The organism is Streptococcus sp. 53, assembly GCF_013276565.1.
Classification (GTDB): Bacteria; Bacillota; Bacilli; order Lactobacillales; family Streptococcaceae; genus Streptococcus.
Genome location: NZ_VMLG01000007.1, coordinates 1 through 25,952 on the forward strand (window position 1 = coordinate 1; position 25,952 = coordinate 25,952).

Annotated in this window: 27 protein-coding genes, 1 tRNA gene and 3 pseudogenes; 12 read left to right on the forward strand and 19 right to left on the reverse strand. The window is 37.5% G+C overall.

Translation table 11 applies throughout. The features are described from left to right. Window positions 1-263: 263 nt before the first annotated feature. The 3 genes from pdxT to HT722_RS02350 form a co-directional block, all read right to left on the reverse strand. Window positions 264-851, reverse strand: a complete 588-nt coding sequence (gene pdxT, locus HT722_RS02340) for a pyridoxal 5'-phosphate synthase glutaminase subunit PdxT (protein WP_173277342.1) — start codon at window positions 849-851, stop codon at window positions 264-266. Next, a complete protein-coding gene (gene pdxS / locus HT722_RS02345) occupies window positions 852-1,727 on the reverse strand; it encodes a pyridoxal 5'-phosphate synthase lyase subunit PdxS (protein ID WP_084886814.1) in 876 nt (291 codons plus the stop codon). Between the two features lie 152 nt (window positions 1,728-1,879). Further along, window positions 1,880-3,259, reverse strand: a complete 1,380-nt coding sequence (locus HT722_RS02350; protein WP_173277344.1) for an FAD-dependent oxidoreductase — start codon at window positions 3,257-3,259, stop codon at window positions 1,880-1,882. Window positions 3,260-3,402: 143 nt separating this feature from the next. Here HT722_RS02350 and HT722_RS02355 point away from each other — a divergent pair, with 143 nt between their 5' ends. From HT722_RS02355 to HT722_RS02375, 5 genes and pseudogenes are all read left to right on the forward strand, one after another. Then, window positions 3,403-3,585 carry a hypothetical protein gene (locus HT722_RS02355; RefSeq protein WP_173277346.1) on the forward strand — a complete coding sequence of 61 codons (183 nt, stop codon included), beginning with the start codon at window positions 3,403-3,405 and terminating at the stop codon, window positions 3,583-3,585. Further along, window positions 3,555-4,478, forward strand: coding sequence for an FAD:protein FMN transferase (locus HT722_RS02360; protein ID WP_173227003.1), 924 nt, complete (start codon window positions 3,555-3,557; stop codon window positions 4,476-4,478). The genes HT722_RS02355 and HT722_RS02360 overlap by 31 nt, the downstream gene beginning before the upstream one ends. 59 nt (window positions 4,479-4,537) lie before the next feature. After that, entirely contained in the window at window positions 4,538-5,143 is a 606-nt protein-coding gene (locus tag HT722_RS02365) for an NADPH-dependent FMN reductase (protein ID WP_173227002.1), read from the forward strand. Window positions 5,144-5,161: 18 nt separating this feature from the next. Further along, complete coding sequence (locus HT722_RS02370) at window positions 5,162-6,400, forward strand: NAD(P)H-dependent oxidoreductase (RefSeq protein WP_173227001.1); 1,239 nt, start codon at window positions 5,162-5,164, stop codon at window positions 6,398-6,400. Between the two features lie 41 nt (window positions 6,401-6,441). Next, window positions 6,442-6,690: pseudogene (locus HT722_RS02375) on the forward strand (solute carrier family 23 protein); the annotation flags it as partial. A 311-nt stretch (window positions 6,691-7,001) separates the two neighbouring features. Here the strand turns inward: HT722_RS02375 and ffh are convergent. From ffh to HT722_RS02405, 7 genes are all read right to left on the reverse strand, one after another. Beyond that, the gene (gene ffh, locus HT722_RS02380; protein WP_173277348.1) at window positions 7,002-8,573 is read right to left on the reverse strand and encodes a signal recognition particle protein; all 1,572 of its coding nucleotides are present in this window, start codon (window positions 8,571-8,573) and stop codon (window positions 7,002-7,004) included. Between the two features lie 11 nt (window positions 8,574-8,584). After that, window positions 8,585-8,917 (reverse strand): putative DNA-binding protein, encoded by a 333-nt coding sequence (locus HT722_RS02385; RefSeq protein WP_000402066.1) that lies wholly within the window; start codon window positions 8,915-8,917, stop codon window positions 8,585-8,587. 302 nt (window positions 8,918-9,219) lie between these two features. Then, window positions 9,220-9,639, reverse strand: coding sequence for an AAA family ATPase (locus HT722_RS10435; protein ID WP_240146915.1), 420 nt, complete (start codon window positions 9,637-9,639; stop codon window positions 9,220-9,222). Continuing rightward, window positions 9,623-9,922: a hypothetical protein gene (locus tag HT722_RS10440; protein ID WP_240146916.1), complete on the reverse strand. Its 300-nt coding sequence runs from the start codon at window positions 9,920-9,922 to the stop codon at window positions 9,623-9,625. The genes HT722_RS10435 and HT722_RS10440 overlap by 17 nt, the downstream gene beginning before the upstream one ends. 96 nt (window positions 9,923-10,018) lie before the next feature. Then, window positions 10,019-12,031 (reverse strand): AlwI family type II restriction endonuclease, encoded by a 2,013-nt coding sequence (locus HT722_RS02395; protein ID WP_173277350.1) that lies wholly within the window; start codon window positions 12,029-12,031, stop codon window positions 10,019-10,021. After that, complete coding sequence (locus tag HT722_RS02400; protein WP_173277352.1) at window positions 12,028-14,175, reverse strand: Dam family site-specific DNA-(adenine-N6)-methyltransferase; 2,148 nt, start codon at window positions 14,173-14,175, stop codon at window positions 12,028-12,030. Before HT722_RS02400 ends, HT722_RS02395 begins: the two co-directional genes overlap by 4 nt. 230 nt (window positions 14,176-14,405) lie before the next feature. Next, window positions 14,406-14,783, reverse strand: coding sequence for a DUF1934 domain-containing protein (locus HT722_RS02405; protein WP_023934199.1), 378 nt, complete (start codon window positions 14,781-14,783; stop codon window positions 14,406-14,408). Window positions 14,784-14,854: 71 nt separating this feature from the next. Between HT722_RS02405 and HT722_RS02410 the strand changes: the two genes are divergently transcribed. Together HT722_RS02410 and yidA are read left to right on the forward strand one after the other, a co-directional pair. Beyond that, the gene (locus HT722_RS02410) at window positions 14,855-16,159 is read left to right on the forward strand and encodes an HD domain-containing protein (RefSeq protein WP_173277354.1); all 1,305 of its coding nucleotides are present in this window, start codon (window positions 14,855-14,857) and stop codon (window positions 16,157-16,159) included. Between the two features lie 12 nt (window positions 16,160-16,171). After that, the gene (gene yidA, locus HT722_RS02415) at window positions 16,172-16,978 is read left to right on the forward strand and encodes a sugar-phosphatase (protein WP_173277356.1); all 807 of its coding nucleotides are present in this window, start codon (window positions 16,172-16,174) and stop codon (window positions 16,976-16,978) included. Between the two features lie 52 nt (window positions 16,979-17,030). On the opposite strand, the gene HT722_RS02420 is transcribed toward yidA, so the two are convergent. The 6 genes from HT722_RS02420 to HT722_RS02445 all read right to left on the reverse strand — a co-directional run bounded on the left by HT722_RS02420 (window position 17,031) and on the right by HT722_RS02445 (window position 19,130). Beyond that, window positions 17,031-17,102: transfer RNA gene (locus HT722_RS02420), tRNA-Arg, on the reverse strand. A gap of 42 nt (window positions 17,103-17,144) precedes the next feature. Beyond that, on the reverse strand, window positions 17,145-17,492 hold the full coding sequence (gene rplS, locus HT722_RS02425) for a 50S ribosomal protein L19 (protein WP_001068669.1): 348 nt from the start codon (window positions 17,490-17,492) through the stop codon (window positions 17,145-17,147). 118 nt (window positions 17,493-17,610) lie between these two features. Then, window positions 17,611-17,940 (reverse strand): fluoride efflux transporter CrcB, encoded by a 330-nt coding sequence (gene crcB, locus HT722_RS02430; RefSeq protein WP_173277359.1) that lies wholly within the window; start codon window positions 17,938-17,940, stop codon window positions 17,611-17,613. Continuing rightward, window positions 17,934-18,308 (reverse strand): fluoride efflux transporter CrcB, encoded by a 375-nt coding sequence (gene crcB, locus HT722_RS02435; protein WP_173277361.1) that lies wholly within the window; start codon window positions 18,306-18,308, stop codon window positions 17,934-17,936. Before crcB (HT722_RS02435) ends, crcB (HT722_RS02430) begins: the two co-directional genes overlap by 7 nt. Next, window positions 18,305-18,571, reverse strand: a complete 267-nt coding sequence (locus HT722_RS02440; RefSeq protein WP_000362490.1) for a chorismate mutase — start codon at window positions 18,569-18,571, stop codon at window positions 18,305-18,307. Before HT722_RS02440 ends, crcB (HT722_RS02435) begins: the two co-directional genes overlap by 4 nt. A 115-nt stretch (window positions 18,572-18,686) precedes the next feature. Then, entirely contained in the window at window positions 18,687-19,130 is a 444-nt protein-coding gene (locus tag HT722_RS02445) for a flavodoxin (RefSeq protein ID WP_173277363.1), read from the reverse strand. 103 nt (window positions 19,131-19,233) lie between these two features. On the opposite strand from HT722_RS02445, the gene HT722_RS02450 reads away from it, so the two are divergent. The 4 genes from HT722_RS02450 (at window position 19,234) to HT722_RS02465 (ending at window position 21,330) form a co-directional block, all read left to right on the forward strand. Beyond that, window positions 19,234-20,169 carry a bifunctional oligoribonuclease/PAP phosphatase NrnA gene (locus HT722_RS02450; RefSeq protein WP_173277365.1) on the forward strand — a complete coding sequence of 312 codons (936 nt, stop codon included), beginning with the start codon at window positions 19,234-19,236 and terminating at the stop codon, window positions 20,167-20,169. Between the two features lie 95 nt (window positions 20,170-20,264). Further along, window positions 20,265-20,507 carry a type B 50S ribosomal protein L31 gene (locus HT722_RS02455; protein WP_000710764.1) on the forward strand — a complete coding sequence of 81 codons (243 nt, stop codon included), beginning with the start codon at window positions 20,265-20,267 and terminating at the stop codon, window positions 20,505-20,507. Between the two features lie 189 nt (window positions 20,508-20,696). After that, on the forward strand, window positions 20,697-20,981 hold the full coding sequence (locus tag HT722_RS02460; RefSeq protein ID WP_049521604.1) for a type II toxin-antitoxin system RelB/DinJ family antitoxin: 285 nt from the start codon (window positions 20,697-20,699) through the stop codon (window positions 20,979-20,981). After that, window positions 20,971-21,330, forward strand: a complete 360-nt coding sequence (locus tag HT722_RS02465) for a type II toxin-antitoxin system RelE/ParE family toxin (protein WP_173277367.1) — start codon at window positions 20,971-20,973, stop codon at window positions 21,328-21,330. Before HT722_RS02460 ends, HT722_RS02465 begins: the two co-directional genes overlap by 11 nt. A gap of 155 nt (window positions 21,331-21,485) precedes the next feature. Here HT722_RS02465 and HT722_RS02470 read toward each other — a convergent pair. From HT722_RS02470 to HT722_RS02480, 3 genes and pseudogenes are all read right to left on the reverse strand, one after another. After that, window positions 21,486-21,926 (reverse strand): annotated as a pseudogene (locus HT722_RS02470) (EfeM/EfeO family lipoprotein); the annotation flags it as partial. 168 nt (window positions 21,927-22,094) lie between these two features. Next, window positions 22,095-23,492 (reverse strand): N-acetylmuramoyl-L-alanine amidase, encoded by a 1,398-nt coding sequence (locus tag HT722_RS02475; protein ID WP_173277370.1) that lies wholly within the window; start codon window positions 23,490-23,492, stop codon window positions 22,095-22,097. 11 nt (window positions 23,493-23,503) lie between these two features. After that, window positions 23,504-24,409 carry a helix-turn-helix transcriptional regulator gene (locus HT722_RS02480; protein ID WP_173277371.1) on the reverse strand — a complete coding sequence of 302 codons (906 nt, stop codon included), beginning with the start codon at window positions 24,407-24,409 and terminating at the stop codon, window positions 23,504-23,506. A gap of 250 nt (window positions 24,410-24,659) precedes the next feature. Between HT722_RS02480 and HT722_RS02485 the strand changes: the two are divergent. After that, window positions 24,660-25,916: pseudogene (locus tag HT722_RS02485) on the forward strand (CAP domain-containing protein). The last annotated feature ends 36 nt before the right edge of the window (window positions 25,917-25,952 follow it).

Here is a 25,952-nt window from a genome sequence, read left to right on the forward strand (position 1 = left end):
TACGGCAAGGTGAAGCTGACGTGGTTTGAAGAGATTGTCGAAGAGTATTAAGGAGTATAGAATAGTATTTTAACTTCATCCTCTAAAATACTTTCAATAAAAGATACTTGAACACATATTCAGCATATAATCTTTATGCCCTAAGTCAAAACAATCATTCTTTTCTAATTTATCGTAAATAAATCTAAAATCACAGAATACTGTCAGATGACTTAAACAATGATTCTTTGGAAAAAGCGAATCAAAACTTGATTTATCACTTTTTATTCCACTATCTTTTTGTCACACATATTTATAAAGTACTGGTGTAAGCGCACATCATCAGTCAATTCTGGATGAAAAGAAGTTACCAACATATTTTTTTCTTGGGCTGCAACAATTTGATCGTCAACTCTTGCTAAAATTTCTACACCCTGTCCAACACTGCTGATAATTGGACCACGGATAAAGGTCATTGGAATCTGACCGACTCCCTTACATTCTGCTTCCGTGTAAAAACTTCCTAATTGGCGCCCATAGGCATTGCGCTCGACCACCATATCCATAGTTCCTAGATGGCTTTCTTCCTGAGAAGTAATTTCCTTAGCCAGCAAAATTAAGCCTGCACAGGTTCCAAAGGCTGGTAAACCAGATAGAATTGCTTCTCGGATAGGAATCAGCATATCCTGGTCTCGTAAGAGCTTGCCCATGGTTGTAGATTCCCCACCAGGCAAAATCAAACCTGACAAGTCACTCTGATGTTTCTGAAAATCATCTAGATTTCTGATTTCAACACTCTCAACACCTAATTGATCTAGCACTTTTGCATGTTCTGCAAAGGCCCCTTGCAAGGCCAATATTCCGATTTTCATCTATTTTCCTCGCTCTGCCATGAGAATTTGGATTTCATTTTCATTAATACCCACCATGGCTTCTCCTAAATCTTCAGAGATTTGGGCTAGTATTTGAGGATTTCGGAAGTTAGTCACAGCCTTAACAATAGCACTCGCTCGTTTAACAGGATCTCCTGACTTGAAAATACCTGAACCTACAAAGACACCTTCTGCCCCTAATTGCATCATCAGTGCAGCATCTGCTGGCGTTGCAACGCCTCCAGCAGCGAAATTTACAACTGGCAATTTTCCATATTCATGAACATATTGGACCAATTCTACAGGGACTTGCAAGTCCTTGGCAGCAACATAAAGCTCGTCCTCACGTAAGTTTTGAATACGGCGAATTTCCTGATTCATCATACGCATATGACGAACAGCTTGGACGATATCTCCTGTCCCTGGTTCTCCTTTTGTACGAATCATAGAAGCACCTTCAGCGATACGACGCAAGGCTTCACCCAAATCCTTAGCACCACAGACAAAAGGAACTTGGAATTCTTTTTTGTCCACATGGAAACGGTCGTCTGCTGGAGATAAAACTTCACTCTCATCGATATAGTCAATCTCAATGGCCTCTAAAATCTGAGCTTCAACAAAGTGCCCGATTCTGACCTTGGCCATTACTGGAATGCTAACTGCTTCTTGGATTTCCTTAATCATCTTTGGATCACTCATGCGAGAAACACCTCCAGCTGCACGAATATCTGCTGGAATCCGCTCCAAGGCCATAACAGCAGCCGCACCAGCGGCCTCTGCAATACGGGCCTGTTCAGGGTTCTGAACGTCCATGATAACCCCACCTTTGAGCATCTGTGCCAAGTTTTTATTTAGTTCATAACGATTTTCAGTCATTTCTTTTTCCTCATCATTTGTATTGGTAGCTACCATTTCATTTTAAGTCAGAACAGAATGAATCACAAGATAAAAAAAACATAATTGTATGGGTACAGATTTGGCTAAAAAACTATCTGACCTTAACTTAAGGCCAGATAGTTCATCAAATTTTATTTTTCAGCTGTAAGTGCAGCCATTGTGATATAGTTGTATGGTTTGTTGAAGTGTGGCAAGAAGAAGAGGTCTGTCAATGCCAATTTATCAATTGTTACATGCTCTTGAATCGCAAGAGAGAACATGTGGATTCCCATGCTGATTGCAGAATCGCGTGAAACCATTTGAGCGCCAAGAATTTCACGACTATCTTTATCAAAGACAATCTTGATTGCTACTTCATGGTTATCATGTCTCATGAATTCTGGTTTTTGAAGATCGTTAAAGCCTGTTTCAGTTGCATTGTAACCAGCAGCTTTCGCTTTTTCAAGAGTCAAACCAGTTGAAACCATGTGAAGACCGTAGATTGAGATACCGTTTGAACCTTGAACACCGATTCCTTCCAATTCATGTCCACAAGCGTTGTAAGCACCAACAATACCAGTACGAACTGCATTTGAAGCAAGGGCGATGTAGCTTGTGTCTTTACGAGCGTTGTCATAAACAGTCGCACAGTCACCAACGGCAAATACACCAGGAAGTGAAGTTTCTTGTTTCTTATCTACAAGGAAGGCACCGTTGCGGAAGAGTTCAATCTTACCGTCAGCAAGGGCTGTGTTTGGACGGAAACCAACTGCAAGAACAACCATATCCACGTCAAAGCTTTCTTTGTCAGTAATCAAGCGTTCAACTTTACCGTCACCTTCGATTGCTTTAACAGTTTGACCAAGTGCCAAGCGGATATTGTGGTCTTCCAAGTTCTTCGCCATCATTTGTGTGAAGTCTTTATCATAGTAACCGTTCAAAACAGTGTCTACGATGTCAACAAGGACAACTTCTTTTCCAAGACGCTCAAAAGCTTCAGCAAGTTCAACACCGATGTAACCACCACCAACAACAGCGATACGGTCAAGGTGTTTACTCTTGTCAGCAAGTTTATTGATGACTTCTTCTGCGTTTTGGTACAATTTCACGAATTGTACATTTTCAAGAGTTGCTTTAAATTCGCGGTTTCCTTTAACAATTTCAACACCTTCGATTGGTGGCAAGATTGGTGTAGAACCTGTAGCGAAAATCAATTTTTCGTATGATTCTTTGTGTTCTTTTCCTTCAACTTCTGCTGTAACTACTTTATTATCATAGTCGATTGAAAGAACTGGTGAATTCATGTAAACCTTAGCACCTTTAGCTTCCAATTTTTCTTTATCAGAATAGAACAAGCCTTCAGCACCGTCAATTTGTTCACCAATCCAAAGAGCCATTCCACATCCTAGGAAAGAGATGTTAGAGTTTTGGTCGAACACAACGATTTCGTTCTCATTTCCAAAATTATCCAACATGGTATTGATACATGCTGTACCAGCGTGGTTCGCACCGACTACAACGATTTTACTCATAAAAAATTTCCTGCCTTCAATTTTAAATTTACTCTTCTAGTATACCATTTACTGTTAGCGTTTACAAGTGGTTTACTATTATTTCAGCATTTTTTATCAAAAATAATTCCCCATTTATCCTGTTTTCAAACCTCATGAATTTTATGAGCATATTTCTTGACTTTTTCCAAATTTTATTTGTGAAAAGTCTAACTTTATGGTATTCTAATAACATGAAAATAAAATGTAAGGGCTTCAATTTAGATGATTGCTTGATATTACAACTTATTTTCTATAAGAGAAAGGAGTTGGTAGCTTGCCTCTTAGTTCACATTCCGAACGGCTAATGGGGACTACTATCACTATTTCATTAGTAGATGAGCAAGCTGATATCTTGCTCCAAAAATCCTTTGATTTGCTTAAAGAGCTTGAATACCGTTTCAATGCCAATAGCCAAGAATCGGAGTTGATGGAAATCAATCATCAAGCTGGAATAGCTCCAGTCAAAGTTCATCCTGATTTGTTTGAACTGATTTCACTTGGATTAGAGCATAGCCTAGCTCCCTCTAGTCATCTCAACATCAGCATTGGTCCCTTAATTCAAACCTGGCGCATCGGTTTTTCAGATGCCAAGGTCGCTCAGCCTCAAGAAATTGAATCGGTGCTCCCTCTAATCAATCCTCATTATATCGAGTTAGATTCTTCTACTTCTACTGTATTCTTGAAGCAGAAAGGAATGAAGATTGATCTAGGTTGTCTAGCCAAAGGATATAGTGCAGATAAGGTTGCCCAATTTCTGAGAGCAGAGGGAGTGACTTCTGCCCTGATTAATCTGGGAGGGAATATCCTGACTATTGGAAAAAATCAGGCAAGAGGAAATCAGCCTTGGCAAATCGGGATTCAAGACCCAGCCAATCCTCGGGGAAATCACTTAATGACCATCCCCGTTGTCAATCAATCTGTCGTGACTTCAGGCATTTATGAACGTCACCTGACAGTCGATGGAAAAGATTACCATCACATTTTTGACAGTCAGACAGGATATCCTGTTGAAACAGAACTCGCTAGTCTCACAATCATCTCTGATAAGTCAGTTGATGGTGAAATCTGGACAACTCGACTCTTTGGAGAAAGACCTGCTTCTATCCTTTGGCAAGTAGAAAGTTTGGAGGGAATCGAAGCGATTCTAATCGATAAAGAAGGCCACCTAAGCTGTTCTTCAGGAATTCCTACTCTATAGAGACAACTGTTTCAATGGAGTTTTAAAATTGTATTATGTAAAAAGAGAAAGGAAATCTCATGTTAAAACTTATTGCTATTGTTGGAACAAATTCAAAACGTTCTACAAACCGTCAATTGCTTCAATACATGCAAAAACACTTTGCTGAAAAAGCTGAAATTGAACTTGTTGAAATCAAAGACATTCCTGTCTTCAATAAACCAGCTGACAAGCAAGTACCTGCTGAAATTCTGGAAATTGCTGCTAAAATCGAAGAGGCAGATGGTGTTATTATCGGTACTCCTGAGTACGACCACTCTATCCCAGCTATTTTGATGAGCGCTCTTGCTTGGTTGTCTTATGGTATTTACCCACTCTTGAACAAACCAATTATGATTACAGGTGCTTCTTACGGTACACTTGGTTCATCACGCGCCCAATTACAACTTCGCCAAATCTTAAACGCACCAGAAATTAAAGCAAGTGTCCTTCCAGATGAATTCTTGCTTTCACATTCTCTTCAAGCCTTTAATCCAAGTGGAGATCTAGTAGATCTTGATGTTATTAAAAAACTGGATGCCACTTTTGACGACTTCCGTATCTTTGTAAAAATTACAGAAAAATTGCGCAACGCACAAGCCCTACTTCGCAAAGATGCTGAAGACTTTGACTGGGAAAATTTGTAAGATAGGAGACCAAAAAGAATGAAATTTGTTGGACTTGTAGGATCAAACTACGATCAATCATATAACCGTAAACTCTTAGAATTCATCCGTCGTCACTTCAAACTCAAATTTGAATTAGAAGTCCTCGAAATTGACGAAGTTCCAATGTTTAACCAAGACGAAAAATGGGACGAAAGTTTCCAATTACGTTATTTATATAACAAAATTACTCGTGCTGATGGTGTTATTATAGCTACTCCTGAACACAACCATACAATCTCAGCTTCCCTAAAATCTGTTCTTGAATGGCTATCATACGAAGTTCATCCATTTGAAAACAAACCAGTCATGATTGTGGGAGCTTCTTACTACGACCAAGGTACTTCTCGTGCTCAAGTTCACCTTCGTAAGATTCTTGACGCTCCAGGTGTCAATGCCTACACTCTTCCAGGAAATGAATTCCTTCTTGGTAAAGCTAAAGAAGCATTTGATGTTAATGGAAATATCACAAATGAAGGAACTGTTAATTTCCTTGAAACATGTTTAGACAACTTTGTAAAATATGTGGGAGTCGTTTCAAAATTGAAAAAACCAAAACCAATTGCACCAGAAGATTTATATTGTACAAATCCAATCGCAACTACAATTCAAGGTGTTGATCCAGATGATCCTGAATGGGTAGAAAAAGCTGCTGAGCTTGTAGGAGCTGTTTCTGGAGATACTTACGTTAAATTAGACCACGGTATCTTAACGGTTAACCAAATTGACATGTTCTTGAAGGCAATGCCATTTGAATTGACATTTGCAGATGATAACAATCAATTCTTATACTTTAATAACGCCCACCAAGATCCAGATACAATGTTTGGTAAACGTGTACGTGCTCAATCAGGAAACCGATTAGCAACAGTACATGGTACATTGCCAGATTCTAGAATGAAAAACGTTGAATGGGTTGTCGGCGTATTGCGTAACGGGGATCAAGAATATGTCCGTACAATTGTTCCGGGAACACCTGAAGGTGTTATTAATACCCATAATTACCAAGCAATGTACTATCCAGATGGTTCATATGCTGGAATTAATGAGATTATCTTTAATTTCCAACCATGGCTTGACTGGTACCTCAATACAACTGGTCAACGTTTAGTTGGTGGAAATGCTGCAGCTCCTGCTGGAGGTCATGGCGGAGCAGATGCGACATCTGGAGCTTCTGATGCAGGTGATGCTGGAGGTCACGGTGGTGGCGCAGACGCTACATCTGGAGCAAGTAATTAATAATATTAGGAACCGTTATGGTTCCTTTTTTAGGCTCTTTGTCAACTGTACTTGGTGGGATGTCAATCCTACTCTATGGAGTTATAGCCAGCAACGGTTTGAAAGTCTTGATCAAAGAACGTGTTGATTTCGCTCAAATGCGTAACCTAATCATCGCAAGTGCTATGTTGGTTCTTGGACTTGGAGGTGCTATCCTTAAACTCGATCCAGTTACCCTTTCAGGTACTGCCCTATCAGCCAAGACAGGGATCATCTTGAACTTGATCTTGCCATACGAAAATAAAGATTAAGAATCTAAATACACCTAAGAGTCTGGGACAAAAAGATTTTGATTTTAGGAATTCTTTATTATAAATTTTTAAAATCGATAGGTTAGACAAAAAAGCGAACAAGACAGAATTCTGAGTGTCAGATAACTTGTTTTGTTCGCTTTTTATATTTAAGGTTAGACTTTTGTCCCAGACTCTTTTTCGTATATCATAATAAAAGTGTCTTAACAAAATTATTAAAATCAAAAAACGCATAATATCAGGTATTCACATAAACCTTGATACTATGCATTTTGTTATAATATTTGCTTTATTTGGCTCAATCTCTTGTCTTACTTGCGTTTCTTCTTAGCTTTCTTCATTTTATTCGCCATGCGTTTCATAGACTGTTTCATGGCAAATTCACCGATTTTACCTTTTAGTCCGCCACCAAACATCTGGCTCATATCTGGCATTCCTGCTCCTCCGAGAGCTGACAGGTCAGGCATACCGCCTTGTCCCATCATTCCTTCAAGGGCAGACATATCCATTCCTCCCATATTTGGCATATTTTTAGGAAGGTTGTTTGGATTGATTCCCATTTGCTTCATCATTTTGTTCATATCCCCAGACATAACACCCTGCATGAGTTGTTTAGCTTGGTTAAAGTCTTTGATAAATTTATTGACTTCTACAAAAGTATTTCCAGAACCTGCGGCAATACGACGACGACGGCTTGGATTTAACAAATCTGGATTTTCACGTTCTTCAGGTGTCATGGAAGACACAATAGCACGTTTACGAGCAATCTGGCGTTCATCTACCTTCATGTTTTGAAGGGCTGGGTTGTTGGCCATACCTGGAATCATCTTGAGCAAGTCTTCCATCGGCCCCATGTTTTGCACCTGATCCAACTGATCGATGAAATCATTGAAATCAAAAGTGTTTTCACGCATCTTCTCAGCCATTTCAAGGGCTTTTTGCTCATCGTATTCCTGAGAAGCTTTCTCAATCAAAGTGAGCATATCCCCCATGCCAAGGATACGGCTAGACATACGGTCTGGGTGGAAGGTCTCAATGTCCGTAATCTTTTCACCTGTACCAGTGAACTTAATTGGTTTTCCAGTAATGTGACGAACAGATAGAGCCGCACCACCACGAGTATCGCCATCAATCTTGGTAAGGATGACCCCAGTAACTTCCAACTGAGCATTAAACTCACGCGCAACATTGGCCGCTTCTTGACCAATCATGGCATCAACGACGAGCAGAATTTCGTTTGGTTGAGCCAATGCTTTTACGTCACGAAGTTCATTCATCAAAAGCTCATCAATCTGCAAACGACCTGCCGTATCAATCAAAACATAGTCGTTATGATTGGCTTGGGCTTGTTCCAAACCTTGACGAACAATCTCCACAGCTGGAACCTCTGTTCCAAGAGCGAAGACAGGCACATCAATCTGTTGTCCCAAGGTCTTAAGCTGATCAATAGCAGCAGGGCGATAAATATCCGCCGCAATCATCAAAGGACGGGCATTTTCTTCCTTCTTGAGTTTGTTGGCCAATTTACCGGCAAAGGTTGTTTTTCCAGCCCCCTGCAAACCGACCATCATGATGATGGTTGGAATCTTAGGTGAGTTGATAATTTCTGCCGTATCAGAACCTAAAACGGTTGTCAGTTCCTCATCAACGATTTTAATAATCTGTTGCGCAGGATTAAGGGTATCAATGACCTCATGCCCGACTGCACGCTCACGAACTTTCTTGATAAAGTCCTTTACAACAGGCAAGGCAACGTCGGCCTCAAGCAAGGCCAAGCGAATTTCTTTGGTTGCCTCTTGGACATCAGATTCAGAGATTTTTCCTTTTTTACGTAAATTTTTAAAGACGTTCTGCAAACGTTCTGTTAAACTTTCAAATGCCATGTTTCTTCCTCTTATTCTCTATTATCAATGCTTGTTAAAATTTCTATCTGCTCCTGCAGAAAGTCATCCTTGGGATAGCGCTCCAAAATCTGATCAAAAATTTGACTGCGGACAATGTAGTCCGAGTACATGTGCAATTTCATCTCATAATCTTCCAGAATCTTTTCTGTCCGCTTGATATTATCATAGACAGCCTGACGACTGACACCAAACTCCTCGGCAATCTCAGCAAGGCTGTAATCATCAGCGTAGTAGAGCTCGATATAATTCATTTGCTTATCTGTCAAAAGCGCCGCATAAAATTCAAAGAGCGCATTCATACGATTGGTTTTTTCAATTTCCATAACTTTTATTATACCACACATTACCCGGCAGTCCAATGACCAATCCTAACTCCTTAAAAAGTCTGTTTGCTAGAAATAAACATGTGTCTTTTATAAATTAATGCTCTCCATTTTAATTAATACAATTATTATCAGCCATTAATACTGTATTTATTTTCCCTCTTAATAAAGGCGTCTTCTCCACCTTCCAAAATATCACATACATGTTCCCTGATGTTGTATTTTTGAAGTATGAATTCAGATGTAGAATCATTATTACGGTTCTCTAAAGCACCATTTACATAATCAAACTTCTTACCATTTTAATTCGGAGAATTATCAGATTGCTGATTAGCCACAATAATATTTTCCGCATCACCAGATACAACTATATTAGGATTGTGAGTAACTATGACTATTTGTCGATTCTTTTTAGTTTTTTTGATGTATTTTGTCAATTCACTATATATCGCCCTGTTATCCAAACTATCTTCAGGCTGGTCAATTAATACGGGGATTTTACTATCTGAAAACTCTAATATTAATTTTAATACAATAAACGCTTTTTTACCAGGTGACATTTGTTCAAATTTATCACCTTGATATTCAATCTCAAAACTATATTCGTAAAAATTAGTAGTGAAGAAATGTTCAATATGACTGAATTTGTCCCTGTTTCCATTAAATACAAGACTATCCTCATAAAATACTGAATCGACAACTTCATCAAAATAATCTATCATTTTTTTCTATAAAGTCTTGCTTCGAACGACCTCGAGCACTCACATAATCAAATTCAGTATCTAAATCAATTAAAGAGAAATTGACTAAAATCTTTAAATTATCTCCACTATCATCTTCAATTTTGAAATTATTCAACGATTCAGTTCTAATATTAGAGTATTCCTTATATTTCGAAATAATTTCTTCTTTTAACTTATTGAAGTTGTCCCTTTGTTTCTCAAATGTCTCAATTTTAGCTAAAATCTCACCTTCATTCTTGATTAATGAATATGTAAATCCCATTTTCTAAACTCTGAGCCTCTTTGAATCATTGAATACAAACCTTTCTACATCAATTGTCTTATACAAACCTCTATAATTACTCGCATTTCCTACAGGCTATGCTAAAATTTCAGATACTATCTCTTCACGCCATCCATTTTCTATCCTATAAGGTTCGATAGTAGAAAAATCATCTAATTTTTCGAAAATTCTCTGCTCGTTAATCTTTCTATCCAAAATATTTATAATTTCTGGAATTGTCAAAGCAAAAATATTTAGCCCTTTTACGCTACCTTTCGTTAATGTGCCATTCAACTGAATAAATGATGTAGCTCTAAAAATATTAACTACATTATCGTCCACTTCATTGGCTACAAATATTGTTTGTAGTGGTTTATTGGTAGATAGTGCTAAATTTACAGAATGACGTATAACTGGCTCTAACTCACCACGCTTTTGAGTCGATTTATCCATTAATGTTGCTTCAAGTAAAAGCATTTTATCGATATATTCAATCTCGATATCTCCTTTATTACCTCCAGCATGTGATAGCGGTAGGTTATCAGCGGAAAATGTCAACTGCATGGACTTTCTAAGTTGAAACTTCTTATCTGATATATAGTACCATGCAATAGCCAATATATATTCGAAAATAGTAGGAACTAAAGCATTATCCGTAACAAGCTCTTGAACTTTCTTATCATTTCTTTGAGAAATGAAACTCAAAATTTCAGATACTTTAGTGATATCAAATTCTTGTTCAACAAATTTCCTAAATTCTATTTCCTGCGTATCTTCTACAAATTGTTTGATATTTGAAATATCAGGAACGCCGAATTCTTCTGCAATCTGATTTTGTATTTCTGAAACTTGACTATGAGATAAGTCTAAAATATCCGATATACAAGTATCTTGATAGAAAGGACTCTTTATATTATTTTCGTATTCTTCATAACTTTCTTCTCCTGATATATTAAAATTTTCATTTAGTAGAGAAAAAAGTTTAGGAAAAATCCAAGGCTGACCAAGCGATACAACTCCTTGATTAAAACTGATTACTCCAGATAAAGAAAATATTCTTTTACACATATCACTGTATTCTTTAATCAAATCATTATGCTTAGACCATACAAATGAATAATATATATCCAAATATTGACCTGATAACAATGAATTATCACTGTTTTTGGTTATAAAATCTTGAATAGAATCTTTATTTTTATACTTGAAAACAGCCTTACCATCTCCAAAAGCTTTCTTAATAGCATCTTGTTTAGAAAGACTCATCATTTCTTCAAATGACCGCTCTGTCTTTTCTTCTATAAATTTTATAATTGAAAGAACAAAATTTTTATATTCTAAACTTTTATTACTATTCTTTCGATTTGGAAAAAGTTTTTTGAAGTTTTCATCCGCAAAATCTTTAGTACTAAACATTTTGCGAGCTTCATCAACTCTTTCAGGAATCAATATATGGTTAGCGAACTCTTCATCTCTATACTGTTCAAAAGTTTTATTGTTATCATAAACAGATTGGTAATTGTCGATAATCACTTTGATTTTTTCTTCTGAAAAGTTTGGCTTAATGCTTTCTACTATCCATAGAAAATCTTTAACAGGAACTTTACTATATCTATTCAAAAAAGCAAGAGCAAAACGGAAATTATAGAAGTATTTATCAGAGTTGCTATCATATATACGAAGCTTCAATAATTGCCTAAAATAAACAAGATTATCAATTGTTAAACCAAAAAGTTCTTCTAATTTATCAAAAGCTTGCTCTGTTTCAAAAATATAATTCAACCCAACTTGAGATAATTTTCTGTCATAGTTAATAAAACCAATTTTCACAAGAGCATTTGTTAGAGTTCTCCCTCTTTTGTCTAAACCAGTTATTTCATTTCTATTCAAATTCCCAAAAAGGTTAATTCCATCCTCTGTTTCAACTTTTTCAAAATCACTTAAAACTGATGAATAAAAACTTGCTTGACTTTCATTGTTCCATTTCTGATTTGACTGATTATGCTTTTGAAGAGTTTTTAAAATCTGTTTGTAGATAGGGACAACTTCTTTAACACGAATACTCGTATCACCCATATTAAAAATGCTTGTTGACTCTTTTAGCCTCATATATCACCTTTCGAATTATAGTTTGTAATCAAGACTTCAACAGTATTACTCATTTTCGCCTTAGACTGATAATTACTATTATTGTAATGGTAATCTAATACATGTAAATTATACTTTGAAGCCCATTTCATCAATTCTTTATTTTCTTTATTGTTATGAATGACAACATTAGAAAGAGCAAAATAAGCTCCCTTATCGTTTATGCTATCTAAATACTTAAACAAATCCAAATCATCCTTTAATGTCCACGCACCATTTTCATTGTAAGCGGCAGTAGTAATGCGATAAGGAGGATCTGCATATACAAAATCTCCTTTATTTACTTGATTCATAGTTTTACGAAAATCACAAGATTGGATAACAAAATTGTAATTTTGTAAACCTTGAATGAACGTAATTAGTTTAGATTTCATATTAGCGTTAAAATCACGCTTACCTACAGGAAGATTGTACTCTCCTTTATTATTAAATCTTATTTGATTGTTAAAACCAAATACAATTAATAGATAAAATAACACTTCCTTATCAAATTTATTATAATTTTTCTTATTGTAGTCTTGACGAAGTTTTAGAAAAGCTTCTTTATTATACGCCCCCAGTCCTGTAGAGCTGTTTACACCGTAGTGAGCATAGCTATATTTCTGTGTGTTCGAAAGTTTATAAACTTCTATAGCTTTCTCTACTTTATCCAAAAATACCGTTACATCTTTTTGACTTCCCAAATATTTATAAAAATCAATTACTTCCTCACTTATATCATTGATGATATACTTTTTCATTTTTAATTTATTAATATTAGCAAGATTAACTGCCACCGTTGCTCCACCAGAGAATAAATCAATAAAATTATTGTAGCTTTCAGGAAAAAGAGGTAATAACTGAGGGAGTAATTTATACTTTCCTCCAGTATAGTTAAGAGCGCTCTTGATTAACTTTTTTTCTTTTTTCTCTGGAGAAATTATGCATAAATATAGCAATTCCTTGTGATTTTCAATTTTAGATTTACCAGTTGTGAAAGGTGAAAAATCAGTTTCAAATACTTGAACCTTACCTCGTTTTGATAAAATCTCAATTATTTCTTCGTTTGAAATTTTGGCATTTGAACGGGAATTCCCTTTTTTATTCATATTGTTATAGCTAACCAATATATACTTAGCATTAATGTTTAGAATTAAATCTTCAAAAGCTTGAGGAGCCTTACTTTTTGTATAATCCGACCCTTTTTCTGAACGATTGACTGCTTTTTTTGCTACACCTTCTACGTCTGGTTTTTTCCATTCAGCAATATTTTCTAAAACATGGTAGGCATTTTCATAGCCACGGGAATTATATGGAGTATCAATATAAACAAGGTCTGCATAAATTTCTTTAACTAATTTATTGGCATCTTTATTATAAATTTCATTCTGTTTGTTTTCATTATACTCAGGGACTCTTAAATATATTTCCTTGCAAGAATCATTTTTTTTCCTATAAGCGTCATAATGACCTACAGTATTAGCCACTTTATCCATAGCATACAATAGACTGGTTAGTAACATGAAATATTCTCTCTGGTTACCAGATTTATATTTTTCAATTTCTTCACGAATTGAGTCAATCTTTCCAGCATTTTCTTCAGAAAAGTAAGCACCACCAAAATTCTTAGAAACATAGCCTTTTTTAGGGGATAAATTATTTAATTCATCAATTATATGAGAAACTTTATGAATGTCTACATTCTCATTCGAAAACCAAGTTTGAAAAGAAACAAAGTTGCTATAGAGTATATCATTCACTATAACTTTTTTATTCTGTTTTCTAAATAAGTCTGCAACAACACCCGTTCCACCAAATATATCCGCTACACTATCGATACTTCCAATATTTTCTGACACTGTCTTTAATATGAAATCAAGCATCCTTTGTTTACTTCCAAGATAACGTCGATTTCCAATTTTTAATAACTCTCTATTTGAAACATGATATTTTACAGGAGTTTCTTCCGAAATTACTCTCATAATCTCTTGTTCATTTTCTTCTTCCCATTCATAAGCAGAACGATTATTTTTTCGAGGTTGGGAAATTATTCCTTTTTGCATCCAATTATTCAATGTCTGTCTTGTTATACCATATTTATCGGCAATTTCTTGTGTTTTCAGCATCTAGGCATCCATCTCCTTTTACAGTAATGAGTATACCATATTTGAGAGGATTATCCAACCAATAGTCTTCGTGAAATTCGGTAAAATAAAGAAAAAGAGACTAGTACAAAACTAATCTCTATGTACATAACAATATAACTGCTGTATGAAATTTGGATATTATCCCCAATCTACCACACTAGGAAGCCAATCCAAGAAGATAGCTTGCTAAATTTGAGAAATATAAGAGACTAGCCCCAAGTAATTTCCAATTGATAGCTAGCAAAAGGATGTCCCTCTTGATTTTGTAGTTGATAATCTAGTTCAATCTTTTGTCTATCAACTTGATAATGGCTCGTTTGGATGATAAACTCCTGCATGCCCATAGGTGTGGGAATATAGGCTAAACTATCACTATCCTTTAAAAAGCGCATAATGGTCTTGGGATTGGAAAAACGACTCATCACCAGTTCTTGACCATGAAATTTAATAACTACTTTTTCCTTTTCCTCATTATAGAAAAGCAGGTAGCTATAATCTCCTTTTTTATGCACTTCCACGTCATAAAGCTGGTCAATCACTTCCAACTGCTCATCAAACTGAATCGTATTTCGCATCCGAATCTTCACATCAAGTCCTCTTTCTTGTCTCTTGTCCTACTATTTTACCAAAAACTCTAGCTTTTTGCTATAATGGTCATATGAACGAAAAAGTATTCCGTGACCCTGTTCACAACTACATCCATGTCAATAATCAAATCATCTATGACTTGATCAATACAAAAGAATTTCAACGTTTGCGCCGTATCAAGCAACTGGGAACTTCCAGTTATACCTTCCACGGTGGAGAACACAGTCGCTTCTCCCATTGTCTTGGAGTCTATGAGATTGCTCGTCGCATCACAGAAATTTTTGAAGAAAAATATCCAGACGAATGGAATCCTGCCGAGTCTCTCTTGACCATGACCGCTGCTCTCCTACATGACCTTGGGCATGGTGCCTACTCCCATACTTTTGAAAATCTCTTTGATACAGACCATGAAGGCATTACTCAAGAAATCATTCAAAGTCCTGAGACAGAGATTCACCAAGTCCTGCTACAAGTGGCGCCAGATTTTCCAGAAAAGGTTGCCAGTGTCATAGACCATACCTACCCTAATAAGCAGGTCGTGCAGCTCATTTCTAGTCAGATTGATGCAGACCGAATGGACTATCTCTTGCGCGACTCCTATTTTACAGGAGCTTCCTATGGGGAATTTGACCTGACTCGCATCCTCCGAGTCATTCGTCCTGTCGAAAATGGTATCGCCTTTCAGCGCAATGGCATGCACGCCATCGAAGACTATGTCCTCAGTCGCTACCAGATGTACATGCAGGTTTATTTCCACCCAGCAACACGGGCCATGGAAGTTCTCTTACAGAATCTCCTCAAACGGGCTAAGGAACTTTATCCAGAAGATAAGGACTTCTTTGCACGAACATCTCCACATCTCCTGCCTTTCTTTGAAAAAAATGTGACCTTGTCTGATTATCTGGCTCTGGATGATGGGGTGATGAATACCTATTTCCAGCTATGGATGACCAGTCCTGACAAGATTCTCGCAGACTTGTCGCAACGCTTTGTCAACCGCAAGGTCTTTAAATCCATTACCTTTTCACAAGAAGATCAAGACCAACTCGCTAGCATGAGAAAATTAGTTGAGGACATCGGCTTTGATCCCGACTACTACACAGCTATTCATAAGAACTTTGACCTCCCTTATGATATTTATCGTCCTGAATCTGAAAATCCAAGAACACAGATTGAGATTTTACAGAAAAATGGTCAACTGGCGGAACTCTCTAGCCTGTCTCCTATCGTCCAATCCCTTGCTGGCAGTCGCCACGGAGATAATCGCTTTTATTTTCCAAAAGAAATGTTGGACCAAAACAGCATCTTCGCAAGTATCACCCAGCAATTTTTACACTTGATTGAGAACGATCATTTTACCCCAAATAAAAACTAGAAGAGGAAATTTATGAGTATTAAACTAATCGCCGTCGATATCGACGGAACCCTAGTCAACAGCCAAAAGGAAATCACTCCTGAAGTCTTTTCTGCCATCCAAGATGCCAAAGAAGCAGGTGTCAAAGTCGTGATTGCGACTGGCCGCCCTATCGCAGGTGTTGCCAAACTTCTGGACGACTTGCAGTTGAGAGATGAAGGTGACTATGTCGTAACCTTCAACGGTGCCCTTGTCCAAGAAACTGCTACTGGCCATGAGATTATCAGCGAATCCTTGACCTATGAGGATTATCTTGATATGGAATTTCTCAGTCGTAAGCTCGGTGTCCACATGCACGCTATTACCAAGGACGGCATCTACACAGCCAATCGCAATATCGGAACATACACTGTGCACGAATCAACCCTCGTCAGCATGCCTATCTTCTACCGTACACCTGAAGAAATGGCTGACAAGGAAATCGTCAAATGTATGTTCATCGATGAACCAGAAATCCTCGATGCTGCCATTGAAAAGATACCAGCCGAATTTTACGAACGCTACTCCATCAACAAATCTGCTCCTTTCTACCTCGAACTCCTTAAAAAGAATGTAGACAAGGGTTCAGCTATTACTCACTTAGCTGAAAAACTCGGATTGACCAAAGATGAAACCATGGCTATCGGTGACGAAGAAAACGACCGTGCCATGCTGGAAGTCGTTGGTAACCCCGTTGTCATGGAAAACGGAAATCCAGAAATCAAAAAAATCGCCAAATACATCACCAAAACAAATGACGAATCCGGTGTTGCCCATGCCATCCGTACATGGGTACTGTAAAAGAGAAATAGATAAAAACCGCTCGGCTGAGCGGTTTTTGATGTATAATTACTGCCCCCTGCAGGAATCGAACCTGCAACTACTCCTTAGGAGGGAGTTGTTATATCCATTGAACTAAGGGAGCTAGATAAAAACTCTGCTGAATGAGCAGAGTTCTTTAGTCGAATTAACGACGGATTTCTTTGATACGAGCTGCCTTACCTTGAAGTGCACGCAAGTAGTACAATTTCGCACGACGTACTTTACCGTAACGAACAACTTCTATCTTTTCAACACGTGGAGTGTGGATTGGGAAGATACGCTCAACACCTACACCGTTAGAGATTTTACGAACTGTGTAATTTTCTGAGATGCCAGCACCTTTACGTGCGATAACAACACCTTCAAAAATCTGGATACGTTCACGGTTACCTTCGACAACTTTCGCGTGTACACGAACAGTGTCACCAGGACGGAATGATGGGATATCTGTACGAAGTTGACCTTCAGTCAAGCTTTGGATTAATGGATTCATTTTATTCTCCTATCTTTGTCAATCTTGAGGAACCTTCCTCAGCGGATAAACTGTATTTTTGTGCGTCCATTACACACAAGATACAGTTTACCAAATTTCCACAAAAAAGTAAAGAAATTTATAGCAGAATTCCTAAAAAAATCGCAACTAAACCACCTAGGTAGGTCAAAGCTAAATAAGAATAAAATACCTTCTTATCACTCAACAACCTTTGCAGTTCATCATTCAAGGTCGAAAAAGTTGTCAAACCTCCACAAAATCCAGTTGCTAGAATAGCATAGACTTCCTTAGACTCCACATGATTGTAGAATAATCCAATCAAAAAACAACCCAAAAGATTGGCTATGAGCGTTCCGAGTGGCAATTTAGAAGCTTGATTATAGCGAGAAAAGAAATACCGTACGAGTGCTCCTAAGCCACAAGCAATTGCAAGATAGACCATTACCATTTCTTCCTCCCTAAATAGTAAGCTAAAAGCATACCTCCACCGATGCTCAAAAGTAAATACAGGACTAAACTAAGATAACGCCCTGTATCAAGCAGTTTCACAGCATCAAGCATGAGACTGGAAAAAGTTGTCAGCCCCCCACAAAAACCAGTCCCCAGAGCTAAAATAACGCCTTTACTGGTTCCCTTATAGACCAAATAGCCCTTGACAAGATAAACCAGGCAGAAAATTCCCAGATAGTTGACAAAGAGAGTGCCCCAAGGAAAGTCAGGACTGGCTGGTAACCAAGTGGAAACCAGGTAGCGGACAAGTCCGCCCAACATAGCAGATAGAAAAATCCCTAGCGGATAAAATTGTTCTTTTTTCATTTGATGTTTTGATCCTGATAATCACGCGAACGTTTGAGTATGTCCGAAAATGTTGCGACAATAGTCTCCTGATAGCGCTTGTCTTCTACACGATTTCTGACCTTTTCAAAAATAACTGCTTCTCTCTTGGTATCTAAAATCGGTTTCCCTGAAGCCTTCTTATAAGCGACAACCCCTTCAACTAAATGCATTCTTTCTTCTAAGAGCTTGACGATTTGGTCGTCGATTTGATCAATTTCTTGACGAATACTATCTAAATCCATACAGTCTCCTCCTTTATTTGAATTATTGTATCAAAAAGCCACCAAATAGGCTAGTAAAATCCTAACTCACGATAAGAAAAATGCACTGATTGATTACATCAGCGCACGTTTATACTTATCCTACTTTAGCAGCCAATTCTTCTGCGAATTGTTCCAAGCGCTCAATGTCTTCTTCCTCTGCAGAGAGATCAACTTTGACACACTCTGAACCTTTTTCTGCTCCTGTTGACACAAAGACACGGTCAAAGTCATCAACAGCCTTACAGAATTCATCGTAGAAGGTATCACCTGAACCGACAACTCCGTAAATTTTACCATTCAAGTTGAGATCTGCTAGGTCTTCGTAGAAGTCCATCATCTCATCTGGCAATTCACCATCACCATAAGTATAGGTCGCAACGATAGCGATGTCTGCTTCCAAGAAGTCTGAAGCGTCAACAGTTGTACATTCATCAACATCAACATCCAAGCCCAAGTCACGTAATTTGTCTGCTACAATATCTGCAATTTCTTCGGTATTACCGGTCATACTGGCAAATACAATTTTTGCTAATGACATATCGTCCTCCTCAATTTATCTTTCTCCATTATATCACATCTTTTTCATTTTAAAAATAAAAATTCTTGTGCTACAATGAAATGAGAAAGAATTGAGGTTATTTATGGACATTTGCCATCAAATTTTAGAAAAAATCAAAGAATACGACACGATTATCATTCACCGTCATATGAAACCAGACCCTGATGCCTTGGGAAGTCAGGTGGGATTAAAAGCTCTTCTCAAACATCATTTCCCAGAAAAAACTATCAAAGCAGTTGGTTTTGATGAACCAACTCTTACCTGGATGGCGGAAATGGATCTTGTTGAAGATAGTGCCTACCAAGGCGCACTTGTCATCGTCTGTGATACGGCCAATACTGCTCGTATCGATGATAAGCGCTATAGTCAAGGTGATTTTCTCATTAAGATTGACCACCATCCAAATGATGATGTATATGGTGACCTATCTTGGGTGGATACTAGTTCAAGCAGCGCTAGTGAGATGATTACCCTATTTGCCCAAACAACCCAACTGGCCTTGTCCGATCACGCTGCTGAGTTGCTCTTTGCAGGTATTGTTGGTGATACAGGTCGCTTCCTCTACCCTTCTACCACTGCACGGACTCTTCGCCTTGCTGCTTATTTGAGAGAACATAACTTTGACTTTGCGGCTCTCACTCGCAAAATGGACACTATGAGTTACAAAATTGCTAAACTTCAAGGATACATTTACGACCATCTGGAAGTGGATGAAAATGGTGCAGCGCGAGTTATCCTGAGTCAAGAAGTCTTGAAACAATTTAATGTTACCGATGCTGAAACTGCAGCCATTGTCGGTGCACCTGGACGCATTGACAGTGTTAGTCTCTGGGGAATTTTTGTGGAGCAGGCTGATGGCCACTACCGAGTTCGCTTACGCAGTAAAATTCATCCTATCAATGAAATTGCCAAAGAACATGATGGAGGAGGCCACCCTCTAGCAAGTGGGGCTAATTCCTATAGCCTAGAAGAAAACGAAATCATCTACCAAAAGTTAAAAAACTTGCTTAAAAACTGATAAAATACTTGCCAAACTTTTCAGAATCTGATAGACTAGTATGGTAACAATCTATGGCTCGCAAAGAGACCATGGCAGAAAGGAAATATTGCAAAATGAAAAAAGATATCCATCCAGAATATCGCCCAGTTGTCTTCATGGACACAACTACTGGTTACCAATTCCTTAGCGGTTCAACAAAACGCTCTAACGAAACAGTTGAGTTCGAAGGTGAAACTTACCCATTGATCCGTGTGGAAATTTCATCAGACTCACACCCATTCTACACTGGACGTCAAAAGTTCACTCAAGCAGATGGACGCGTGGATCGTTTCAACAAAAAATACGGTCTCAAATAATGATAAAAAGAACAGTTTCGGCTGTTCTTTTTTGTTTCTTGAAATTAACTCCTGTTTCATGTTCCAGCCTCAAAAAAACTTTGCACTCTCGATAGCCACACGATGGTTTCCATAGTATAGAGTTTTTTCTTGCCTAAAAAATAGAAAAGATATATACTAGCTATATACCGTATAGATTGGAGATATACCATGACGACATCACTTACTAAGCAATACAATTTTAAAATCAATGAGTCATCAATGGAACAAGCTAGAGCTATCATCAAGGAAAAAGGAATGACCATGACGGATGCTATTAGTCTTTTTATCGAGCAGATTGTTCTCGAACAGGATTTGCCAATAAAAACTGCAGAAGATTTACACCGTGAGCGATTGATTCAGGAACTACAAGTCCAATCTGAACGCGCCTTAAGAGAATATGAATCCGGACAAGGAACTTCCTTAGATGATATGAGGCTACGATATGGCTTATAAAGTGATTCTATCTACCGAAGTGAGTCAAGCAATTGACAGTATTCATGATTATATCACTACAGTATTTTTATCACCTCAGTCTGCTAAAAATACTGTAGTTAAAATTTTAGACGGCTTAAAAAGTTTAGAAACCTTTCCTGAAGCTGGCTTTGATGCAGATGAAAAAATCGGACTAAAAATCAACAGTAAGTACCCAACAAGAGGAAAAATTATCGAGCAATATATCTTGCTTTACTTTATCGATCAAACCCAAAGAACTGTTTTTCTTTCCCACTTATTCCACACCAAAAGTGACTATGTTACCTTGCTACAAAGCAAAAATAATAAAAATTCAAAATCATCATTTTAATATCCACTGCTCTCTTAATAACCTTGTACTTATAAGGAACACAATCTTCATTTTCATAAAAAACTCAAAAAACTTTGTACTCTAGCTAGCCACACGATGGTTTCTAGAGAACAAAGTTTTTTATTAGTGCAGATTTACTCTTCCTTATCTTGATTTTCAGTTCCTTTAGTTGTATTGTCTTCCCAAAGGATACGCTCGATACGGTGGAAACCTGACCAACCTTCTTCTGTCTTGTTTTCGTCCATATAGTCTGCCAAACGGAAGTCAATCTTGACATCTGACTCACCAAAACTTTCGGCAATCGGTTCTGAATGCTCATAGGACATACGAATCAGTGGATAAACCTTCTTAGCTTCTTCTAACTTACTTTCTTTCAACAGTTTGACAAAGCCTTCCGTATCTGTCAACAGTTTATCGATTTGCTCTTGCACAAAAGTCTTATAGTCAGCAGTGGCCTTATCAAGCATTTTTTGCTTATCTTCAGACAAGGCTGTCACCTTAGACGAATCGGTTGTATCTGCTGATTTTTCAAACCTAACAGCACAAGCTGTCAATAGCAAGACTGAAGATAAAAGGACAAAACCTAGTTTTTTCATTGTTTACTCCTATCGGTTCAGGAAACCTGAATTAATTTTACGTCTCATTATACCACGTTTTCACTCATTTTTTAATAAATTTTCAGAAAATTTAATGTTATGAATAGCATTACAAATGCAAAAAACTAAGCCTAGGAAAATCTCCAAAGCTTAGTTTGATCTAGTTTCTTAATTTCCAGCGTAATATTTTTGAATTCCTTTAATAATGCCTTCAATTAACTTATCTTGGTATTGATCACTACGGATTCGTTGGTTTTCTTCTGGATTATCCATATAACCCAACTCCAATAACACAGCAGGTTTCGCAGTCTCACGAAGAACAGCAAAGGTGGCTTGCAGAAGCCCAGCATCTCTAGCACCTGTCTCGGTCAAGAGAGAGGAGTGAAGGTCAGCAGCCAAACGATTACTTTCACTCATACGGTCTGGATTATTATGCCAGTATTGATTAATCTTGCTCGGGTAACCCGCTTCTTCCTTATAAGAATAAGTCTGTATTCCCAGATTCAGTGTTGTGTCATTTCCAGTAGCGTTAAAATGAATGCTAATAAAGAAGTCTGCATTCGTTTTATTTACCATACGAGAACGCTCTGTCACAAAGTCAACATCCACATCACTATCACGAGATGTTAAAACTGTATAGCCCAGTTCCTCTAAACGTTTCCGTAATTTACGAGAGACCTGTAGATTCAAATCTTTTTCAGCTATTCCATAATAGTAAGCACCCGAATCACGTCCACCATGCCCTGGATCTAGGAAAATAGTCTTACTATAGCGCCCCTTTTCAAATCCTTTTGGAAGTTCTTGAACCCATTTACCATTATCTTTGAAAAAATGGCTGCTTCCATTAATAGTATAAGTTCCAGTGACATAAACGCCATCTTCTTTAAGATAATACCAAGCTTGATAATCTTGATCATAAAGCCACTCTTTGTGAGCCATATAGCCACCAAATTTCAAATAGTAAGAGCCAACCCATTGCTGTTCAGCATAGTGCCCACCTGACTTGAGATAAAACCAGCTAGAGTAGTTAGGATCGTACACCCATTCTTTATCTGCCATAGCTCCACTAGACTTCAGGTAATAATTTCCCTTCCAGGTATTAGCCATCATGGTACCATTTTGATCAAATGCATACCACTTACCATTGATTTGACTCCATTGGTTAGACAGATATTTTCCTGAGCCATTGGCGTAGTACCACTTGTTAGCCATCTGATACCAGCTATTTTCAAGTAAGTAACCATTCTTATCAAATAGGTAACCCTCATAAAGAGTATCTGTAAATTTGACACCCGTTTGACTATAATAAGCCCACTTCCCGTCTTCTTTTACCCAACCAGTTTGTAGCTTAGACTCAGTAGGAAGAGTTGGCTTTGTCTCCTGCCTACTCGAACTAGGAGTCGTTGGCTGATTTTCTGTAGTTGCTTGAGAATCACTTGCAGAGCTAGTAGTTGAACTACCGGTAGAGTTATTCGTAGAATGACTAGCATCATTAGCTAGAACTGTTTGGCTAGTAAATCCAAGAAGAGCTAGAGCAAGAATCGTAAATTTCTTATATGATTTCATTTATAACCTTTCTAGGGGAATGGAATCCCTGTGTTATTGAGTTCTTTGACTTCATTGATGAAGGAGTTTTTTAAGGATAAAATTTCATTTTCTGGAAATAAGACTTTCATGGTATCAAGATGTTGGATAATCTGATGTCCTAGTTTTATCCCCTCTATTTTATTTTGTCTAAGAAGATTATACACCTCATACATCTTGATAGTCATAAAAGGATATAGAGGTAAATAGTAACCAGTATGGACAAAAATCCTGCAATACTTTATACGATACAATTCAATTTTATCTATCAATTGTTGTGCCAAATCATAATAAGCATTTTCAGAATAGTATTTAACAATTGTTCGAAGTACATCCACCAACATATGGGTTTGATTTGTAGCTAAAGGAAGGCTACTTGTAAGAATTTCAAAAACTTCTTTTTCTTTTTGTTGATACATTTGAAGGGGAAAATCAAATAAAGTGCCTAAGCGTTGAAATACATGAAAATCAAAAGGTAACCAGTAATCCATAGAAAACAACTGTTCTTTTAGTTGTTCAAGGATTTCCCAATCCTCTTCAGTTAGCATTTTTTCAGTAGATATGAGAGTTAATAAATGAAGGAAATTTCTAACATAAGGATTTTCATCATCTTTGACTGTCTCTTTGGCATCATCAGACTCCAAGGTTCGATCATTTCTATGTTCGACTAATTTGGTTGTCTCTTCATTTTGCATGGAAACCACAAGGATGATGTCTTCATTAGAAACAATATTCAGATTTTCAAAGATTTTAAAGAAAGTATCTGCTTTAATCATAGCTTCGCCCTTTTCAAACTTACTTAGATTATTAGGGCTAATCGCTGTACCAGCTACTTGTTTTAAGGTAAATCCTCTCTCTTCTCTCATCTTTTTAAGCGCGGGGCCGAAATTTGTAGACATAACTTTCTCCCTTATTTTATTTTAACTTCACTTTTATATTATACACTAATCATAAGCAAATAGGAGAAAAACTACGAAAACGTTCTATTTCACCTTGATTTTGGGGTGTTGATATAGAAAAACGTATTTTTTCGTAGTTTTTTTAAATTTAATAAAGTTTCTTAGTATACTAGATATAAATTATTATAAAGGAGATGGTAGAACTCGCTTATCATAAAAACATTTATAAGAAAAATCAAGAGGAGACAAAATGAACAAACAAACCAAAAAATTCACACTTACAACAGTACTAGCACTTTCATTGTTAGGAGCTGGAACACTTGCACCACAATCAGTAGCCGCTAATGATAGACTGGTTTCCACTCAAGAAATCAATGGTCAGTCTTATCATATCTTGAACTCAGAGGTAACTAGTACTTCTGCCGGTACTAGCTTAGTTGGAATTGAAGGAAATTTCTTGACGCCAGATAAACAAGCTATTTTAGACCGTATCAATGCCATTCGAAAAGAGGCGGCAGATGAAGGCCTAGTTACTAGCTACGTTCCTATCAAGTGGTCAACTGCACTAGAAAAAACAGCCTTTGTTCGTGCAGCAGAAGCTTCTATCACTATTGATCACACACGCTTATCCAGCAAGAACATTTGGAGCGCTTGGCCTACAGGAAATTTCTCCCTAGCAGAAAACTTGGCTTGGAACTATGACGGGTTTATGGCCGCTATTGATCAATGGTATGAGGAAAAAGCAGATTACGTCAAATCTCGTAGTTGGGCAAGTGTCTCTGGTCAAACTGGACACTATAAATCCTTAATTAATCCAAAACTGACCTATATGGGGTTGGCAGCCTTTGAAAATCCTGTCACTCAAAATGGGTGGGTTACCGTTGCACAAAGTTTCGGTACATCATCTGGTAGCTCTGAAGAACTAGCTGGTAGTTATGGAAAAGCCATTCAATACACAGAAGCAAATTCTTCTCAGATTCAAACATTTGCGACTAAGGCGAATCTTTTTGACAAAGACTTGAAGGCCATCGGAACTCATAAAACCAAAACTGCAAATACAAATTCAAGTCAGAGACTAGACGATGAGACCAATGACCCTGCCGAATTTCTTAATCAACTAAGAAGTTGGTTCGATCATTCCCAATACTTCGGAAGTTGGATTCAATCAAACGGACGTTGCTGGTTTAAACATAATGACGGCTCATACACGAGTGACGGCTGGGAAAAAATCGACGGAGTCTGGTATCACTTCGATAGTTTAGGATGGATGCAAACTGGCTGGGTGAAAGACGGTAGCTGGTACTACCTCGACGGCTCAGGCGCTATGAAGACTGGCTGGCTCAAGGATAACGGTAGTTGGTATTATCTTGATAGCTCAGGTGCTATGAAAACAGGCTAGATGAAGGTATCTGGAAAATGGTACTATGCCTATAGCTCTGGTGCCCTAGCAATCAATACGACTACACCAGACGGATATCGCGTCAATTACAATGGAGAATGGGTATAGGATAAGATTATAAAAAATAGATAAAAAGAAAAGGAA

Bases quoted from the DNA above. Each gene is read 5' to 3' on its own strand.
- pdxT (WP_173277342.1), bottom strand. From the start codon at position 851: ATGAAAATCGGAATATTGGCCTTGCAAGGGGCCTTTGCAGAACATGCA.
- pdxS (WP_084886814.1), bottom strand. From the start codon at position 1,727: ATGACTGAAAATCGTTATGAACTAAATAAAAACTTGGCACAGATGCTC.
- HT722_RS02350 (WP_173277344.1), bottom strand. From the start codon at position 3,259: ATGAGTAAAATCGTTGTAGTCGGTGCGAACCACGCTGGTACAGCATGT.
- HT722_RS02355 (WP_173277346.1), top strand. From the start codon at position 3,403: ATGAGCATATTTCTTGACTTTTTCCAAATTTTATTTGTGAAAAGTCTA.
- HT722_RS02365 (WP_173227002.1), top strand. From the start codon at position 4,538: ATGTTAAAACTTATTGCTATTGTTGGAACAAATTCAAAACGTTCTACA.
- HT722_RS02370 (WP_173227001.1), top strand. From the start codon at position 5,162: ATGAAATTTGTTGGACTTGTAGGATCAAACTACGATCAATCATATAAC.
- ffh (WP_173277348.1), bottom strand. From the start codon at position 8,573: ATGGCATTTGAAAGTTTAACAGAACGTTTGCAGAACGTCTTTAAAAAT.
- HT722_RS02385 (WP_000402066.1), bottom strand. From the start codon at position 8,917: ATGGAAATTGAAAAAACCAATCGTATGAATGCGCTCTTTGAATTTTAT.
- HT722_RS10435 (WP_240146915.1), bottom strand. From the start codon at position 9,639: ATGATAGATTATTTTGATGAAGTTGTCGATTCAGTATTTTATGAGGAT.
- HT722_RS10440 (WP_240146916.1), bottom strand. From the start codon at position 9,922: ATGGGATTTACATATTCATTAATCAAGAATGAAGGTGAGATTTTAGCT.
- HT722_RS02395 (WP_173277350.1), bottom strand. From the start codon at position 12,031: ATGAGGCTAAAAGAGTCAACAAGCATTTTTAATATGGGTGATACGAGT.
- HT722_RS02400 (WP_173277352.1), bottom strand. From the start codon at position 14,175: ATGCTGAAAACACAAGAAATTGCCGATAAATATGGTATAACAAGACAG.
- HT722_RS02410 (WP_173277354.1), top strand. From the start codon at position 14,855: ATGAACGAAAAAGTATTCCGTGACCCTGTTCACAACTACATCCATGTC.
- yidA (WP_173277356.1), top strand. From the start codon at position 16,172: ATGAGTATTAAACTAATCGCCGTCGATATCGACGGAACCCTAGTCAAC.
- rplS (WP_001068669.1), bottom strand. From the start codon at position 17,492: ATGAATCCATTAATCCAAAGCTTGACTGAAGGTCAACTTCGTACAGAT.
- crcB (WP_173277359.1), bottom strand. From the start codon at position 17,940: ATGGTAATGGTCTATCTTGCAATTGCTTGTGGCTTAGGAGCACTCGTA.
- crcB (WP_173277361.1), bottom strand. From the start codon at position 18,308: ATGAAAAAAGAACAATTTTATCCGCTAGGGATTTTTCTATCTGCTATG.
- HT722_RS02440 (WP_000362490.1), bottom strand. From the start codon at position 18,571: ATGGATTTAGATAGTATTCGTCAAGAAATTGATCAAATCGACGACCAA.
- HT722_RS02445 (WP_173277363.1), bottom strand. From the start codon at position 19,130: ATGTCATTAGCAAAAATTGTATTTGCCAGTATGACCGGTAATACCGAA.
- HT722_RS02450 (WP_173277365.1), top strand. From the start codon at position 19,234: ATGGACATTTGCCATCAAATTTTAGAAAAAATCAAAGAATACGACACG.
- HT722_RS02455 (WP_000710764.1), top strand. From the start codon at position 20,265: ATGAAAAAAGATATCCATCCAGAATATCGCCCAGTTGTCTTCATGGAC.
- HT722_RS02460 (WP_049521604.1), top strand. From the start codon at position 20,697: ATGACGACATCACTTACTAAGCAATACAATTTTAAAATCAATGAGTCA.
- HT722_RS02465 (WP_173277367.1), top strand. From the start codon at position 20,971: ATGGCTTATAAAGTGATTCTATCTACCGAAGTGAGTCAAGCAATTGAC.
- HT722_RS02475 (WP_173277370.1), bottom strand. From the start codon at position 23,492: ATGAAATCATATAAGAAATTTACGATTCTTGCTCTAGCTCTTCTTGGA.
- HT722_RS02480 (WP_173277371.1), bottom strand. From the start codon at position 24,409: ATGTCTACAAATTTCGGCCCCGCGCTTAAAAAGATGAGAGAAGAGAGA.